Below are 5589 nucleotides of genomic sequence, written 5' to 3'. Positions count from 1 at the left end.
AAGCAGCCCTTAACCCTTGATAAACAAGGCATTCAGGACGCTACCCCTACCGTTTGCGCCCCCCATTCAACCCCCATATCTAGGGTCGTCCAGAATTTTTTTTCGAGGAATTTTGGATTTTTTGACCCCTTAGCCGCCTCTGAAACAGCGAAAACCCTTGTATATCAAGGGGTTTCGGGCATCACAAAAAACTTTAATTAAGGTGTTGACACCCCTGGTTCATTTCGCTATATTGATAAAGCGCCTGAGGGAAACGCGCTGAACGCGCTGCTCCTGAGGGAACTGCAAGAGAACCTCGACAATTACATAGCTTAGAAACAAAGCCAAGGTTCCTGTCAATGAAATTGGACTAATGATAGCTTAAGGGCTGTCGGAAGTCAAGGATAAGACAGAACGGATACTGAGGTATCCGGGATTTGAACATCCGACTCTAATCTCATGGAGTCACTTGAGGTTAGTTCCTACGGGGATTGACCACTAACATGGAGAGTTTGATCCTGGCTCAGGATGAACGCTGGCGGCGTGCTTAACACATGCAAGTCGAACGAAGTCTTCGGACTTAGTGGCGGACGGGTGAGTAACGCGTGAGGATCTGCCTTCAGGTCGGGGACAACCACTGGAAACGGTGGCTAATACCCGATGTGCCGAGAGGTGAAAGGTTAACTGCCTGAAGATGAACTCGCGTCTGATTAGCTAGTTGGTGAGGTAAAGGCTCACCAAGGCGACGATCAGTAGCTGGTCTAAGAGGATGATCAGCCACACTGGGACTGAGACACGGCCCAGACTCCTACGGGAGGCAGCAGTGGGGAATTTTCCGCAATGGGCGAAAGCCTGACGGAGCAACGCCGCGTGAGGGAGGAAGGCCTTAGGGTTGTAAACCTCTTTTCTCTGGGAAGAAGATCTGACGGTACCAGAGGAATAAGCCTCGGCTAACTCCGTGCCAGCAGCCGCGGTAAGACGGAGGAGGCAAGCGTTATCCGGAATTATTGGGCGTAAAGCGTCCGCAGGCGGCTTTTTAAGTCTGTTGTTAAAGCCCACAGCTCAACTGTGGATCGGCAATGGAAACTGGAGAGCTTGAGTGTGGTAGGGGTAGAGGGAATTCCCGGTGTAGCGGTGAAATGCGTAGATATCGGGAAGAACACCAGTGGCGAAGGCGCTCTACTGGGCCACAACTGACGCTGAGGGACGAAAGCTAGGGGAGCGAAAGGGATTAGATACCCCTGTAGTCCTAGCTGTAAACGATGGATACTAGGTGTTGCGCGTATCGACCCGTGCAGTACCGTAGCTAACGCGTTAAGTATCCCGCCTGGGGAGTACGCACGCAAGTGTGAAACTCAAAGGAATTGACGGGGGCCCGCACAAGCGGTGGAGGATGTGGTTTAATTCGATGCAACGCGAAGAACCTTACCAAGGCTTGACATGTCGCGAATCTTTCAGAGATGAGAGAGTGCCTTCGGGAGCGCGAACACAGGTGGTGCATGGCTGTCGTCAGCTCGTGTCGTGAGATGTTGGGTTAAGTCCCGCAACGAGCGCAACCCTCGTTTTTAGTTGCCATCATTCAGTTGGGCACTCTAGAGAGACTGCCGTGGACAACACGGAGGAAGGTGGGGACGACGTCAAGTCATCATGCCCCTTACGTCTTGGGCTACACACGTCCTACAATGCTACGGACAGAGGGCAGCAAGTCAGCGATGACAAGCAAATCCCATAAACCGTAGCTCAGTTCAGATTGCAGGCTGCAACTCGCCTGCATGAAGGCGGAATCGCTAGTAATCGCAGGTCAGCATACTGCGGTGAATACGTTCCCGGGCCTTGTACACACCGCCCGTCACACCATGGGAGTTGGCCACGCCCGAAGTCGTTACTCTAACCGTTCGCGGAGGAGGGCGCCGAAGGCAGGGCTGATGACTGGGGTGAAGTCGTAACAAGGTAGCCGTACCGGAAGGTGTGGCTGGATCACCTCCTTTTAGGGGGACCTACCCTTGATAACTCCGAACACTTTTTATTAGGAGTATCGAGCGGTCACTCTAGGTCGTTCAGGAACTTGAGCGGAATTTCTAAGCTATGGTTGAGGTTTCTTTTTCATCTTTAGTTTGTCCTTAGTGACCAGCTAGTAAGAGATGAGGAAAAACACTTAAGGGCTATTAGCTCAGGTGGTTAGAGCGCACCCCTGATAAGGGTGAGGTCCCTGGTTCGAGTCCAGGATGGCCCACTGCGTGGGGGTTTAGCTCAGTTGGTAGAGCGCCTGCTTTGCAAGCAGGATGTCAGCGGTTCGAGTCCGCTAACCTCCACTGAGAGCAAGCATTCAGCACAGTATGTCTTGATTGAGTTAATCAATGATGTAGTCTGCTGGGTGAGAGCCTAGCAAAGAACCTTGAAAACTGCATAGTTAGAGAAGTGTAAGGTAGTACACACAGATATTGAGTCGAGAGAAAAGCGCGATTCCAATCTGTTACTGAGCTTGAAAGAGTGAGGTAATGGTGAGGACAAGGTCAAGCTACAACGGGCTCACGGTGGATACCTAGGCACGCAGAGGCGAAGAAGGACGTGGTTACCGACGATACGCCTCGGGGAGCCGGAAGCAGGCATTGATCCGAGGATTTCCGAATGGGGCAACCCTATATACGGCCACCTGAATCCATAGGGTGGCGCGAGCGAACCCGGCGAACTGAAACATCTTAGTAGCCGGAGGAAGAGAAAGAAAACTCGATTCCCATAGTAGCGGCGAGCGAAGTGGGAAGAGCCTAAACCAGGGGTTTTTACCTCTGGGGTTGTGGGACAGCGACATGGAATCTAGCGACTAGACGAAGCATTGGAATGATGCACCAGAGAAGGTAAAAGTCCTGTAGTCGAAAGTTTAAGGATACTAGCTGAATCCCGAGTAGCACGGGGCACGAGAAATCCCGTGTGAATCATCGAGGACCACCTCGAAAGGCTAAATACTCCTGCGTGACCGATAGTGAACCAGTACCGCGAGGGAAAGGTGAAAAGAACCCCGGGAGGGGAGTGAAATAGAACATGAAACCGTGAGCCTACAAGCAGTTAAAGCCCGATTAAACGGGTGATAGCGTGCCTGTTGAAGAATGAGCCGGCGACTTATAGGCACTGGCAGGTTAAGTCGGGAATGACGAAGCCAAAGGGAAACCGAGTCTGAAAAGGGCGATAGTCAGTGTTTATAGACCCGAACCCGGGTGATCTAACCATGGCCAGGATGAAGCTTGGGTGATACCAAGTGGAGGTCCGAACCGACCACCGTTGAAAAGGTGGCGGATGAGCTGTGGTTAGGGGTGAAATGCCAATCGAACCCGGAGCTAGCTGGTTCTCCTCGAAATGTGTTGAGGCACAGCGGTTGTGATTATAGCTGGGGGGTAAAGCACTGTTTCGGTGCGGGCTGCGAGAGCGGTACCAAATCGAGACAAACTCAGAATACCCAGTGTACACACAGCCAGTCAGACGGTGGGGGATAAGCTTCATCGTCGAAAGGGAAACAGCCCAGACCACCAGCTAAGGTCCCCAAATGGATGCTAAGTGATAAAGGAGGTGGGATTGCAGAGACAACCAGGAGGTTTGCCTAGAAGCAGCCATCCTTAAAAGAGTGCGTAATAGCTCACTGGTCAAGCGATCCTGCGCCGAAAATGAACGGGGCTAAGCATCCTACCGAAGCTGTGGACTTGTACTTGTACAAGTGGTAGAGGAGCGTTCTATGCGAGTTGAAGCGTTAGCGAGAGCAGGCGTGGATTGCATAGAAGTGAGAATGTCGGCTTGAGTAGCGAAAATGTGGGTGAGAATCCCACACCCCGAAATCCCAAGGGTTCCTCCGGAAGGCTCGTCCGCGGAGGGTTAGTCGGGACCTAAGGCGAGGCCGAAAGGCGTAGTCGATGGATAACAGGTTAATATTCCTGTACCTGATTTGGATTGTGGCGGGGGACGGAGAAGGCTAAGACAGCCGGGTAATGGTAGTCCCGGTTTAAGTGTCCGAGGTGATGAGAGACGGCGAAAACGTCTTGAGCTGAGGCATGAGTACGACCCGCTACGGCGGGGAAGTGTCTGACGTCAGGCTTCCAAGAAAAGCCCGAACCACGTTAATTCAAATGAGCCCGTACCCTAAACCGACACAGGTGGGAAGGTAGAGTATACCCAGGGGCGCGAGATAACTCTCTCTAAGGAACTCGGCAAAATGGCCCCGTAACTTCGGGAGAAGGGGTGCCACTGAAAGGTGGCCGCAGTGAAGAGTCCCAGGCGACTGTTTACCAAAAACACAGGTCTCCGCTAAGTCGCAAGACGATGTATGGGGGCTGACGCCTGCCCAGTGCCGGAAGGTTAAGGAAGTTGGTCAGGTTCTTCGGAACTGAAGCTAGCGACTGAAGCCCCGGTGAACGGCGGCCGTAACTATAACGGTCCTAAGGTAGCGAAATTCCTTGTCGGGTAAGTTCCGACCCGCACGAAAGGCGTAACGATCTGGGAGCTGTCTCGGAGAGAGGCTCGGCGAAATAGGAATGTCTGTGAAGATACGGACTACCTGCACCCGGACAGAAAGACCCTATGAAGCTTTACTGTAGCTTGGTATTGGGTTCGGGCTTGTCATGCGCAGGATAGGTGGGAGACTATGAAGCAGTCCTTGTGGGGGTTGTGGAGTCACCGGTGAGATACCACTCTTGACAGGCTAGAATTCTAACGTTGACCCGTTATCCGGGCAGCGGACAGTATCAGGTGGGCAGTTTGACTGGGGCGGTCGCCTCCTAAATGGTAACGGAGGCGCGCAAAGGTTCTCTCAGGCTGGTTGGAAATCAGCCCTCGAGTGTAAAGGCATAAGAGAGCTTGACTGCAAGACTGACAAGTCGAGCAGGTACGAAAGTAGGCCTTAGTGATCCGACGGTTCCGCGTGGAAGGGCCGTCGCTCAACGGATAAAAGTTACTCTAGGGATAACAGGCTGATCTCCCCCAAGAGTTCACATCGACGGGGAGGTTTGGCACCTCGATGTCGGCTCATCGCAACCTGGGGCTGTAGTCGGTCCCAAGGGTTGGGCTGTTCGCCCATTAAAGCGGTACGTGAGCTGGGTTCAGAACGTCGTGAGACAGTTCGGTCCATATCCGGTGCAGGCGTAGGAACATTGAGAGGAGTCTTCCTTAGTACGAGAGGACCGGGAAGAACGCACCGCTGGTGTACCTGTTATCGTGCCAACGGTAAACGCAGGGTAGCCAAGTGCGGAGAGGATAACCGCTGAAAGCATCTAAGTGGGAAGCCCACCTCAAGATGAGTGTTCCCATGGCATAAGCCAGTAAGGTCACGGGTAGACCACCCGTTGATAGGTTCTAGATGGAAGTCCAGTAATGGATGCAGTCGAGGAATACTAACAGACCGAGGGCTTGACCTTATCTCATTCGCAGCACTTAGACTCATTCCCTGAGTGTCATCAACACATTTCTCTAACGTGTAGTCCAAGGACATAACCAACATTTCACCTTTCCTGGTGTTTATGGCGGTGTGGAACCACTCTGACCCATCCCGAACTCAGACGTGAAACGCACCTGCGGCGAAGATAGTGAGGGGGTTGCCCCTCGTCAAAATAGCTCAATGCCAGGGTATTA

The 5589-nt window shown here is 52.7% G+C and carries 1 protein-coding gene, 2 tRNA genes and 3 rRNA genes; all 6 read left to right on the top strand.

Going from position 1 to position 5589, the window contains the following annotated elements; genetic code table 11:
- On the top strand, positions 1-201 hold a 201-nt coding region (locus H6G62_RS27555), incomplete at its 5' end, for a hypothetical protein (protein WP_206755660.1).
- A gap of 278 nt (positions 202-479) precedes the next feature.
- Positions 480-1967 (top strand): 16S ribosomal RNA (locus H6G62_RS25775).
- A gap of 171 nt (positions 1968-2138) precedes the next feature.
- Positions 2139-2212, top strand: a tRNA-Ile gene (locus H6G62_RS25770).
- Positions 2213-2218: 6 nt separating this feature from the next.
- Positions 2219-2291 (top strand) — tRNA-Ala (locus H6G62_RS25765).
- A 199-nt stretch (positions 2292-2490) separates the two neighbouring features.
- Positions 2491-5375: ribosomal RNA gene (locus H6G62_RS25760) — 23S ribosomal RNA — on the top strand.
- 92 nt (positions 5376-5467) lie between these two features.
- Positions 5468-5584, top strand: a 5S ribosomal RNA gene (gene rrf / locus H6G62_RS25755).
- The 16S, 23S and 5S rRNA genes sit together here with 2 tRNA genes alongside, the layout of an rRNA operon.
- Positions 5585-5589 lie beyond the last annotated feature (5 nt).

This window comes from Phormidium sp. FACHB-1136 (assembly GCF_014697375.1).
Lineage (GTDB): Bacteria > Cyanobacteriota > Cyanobacteriia > Phormidesmidales > Phormidesmidaceae > Nodosilinea.
Note: the sequence above shows the minus strand (reverse complement) of the source record. Positions and strands in the feature narration are given on the sequence as shown.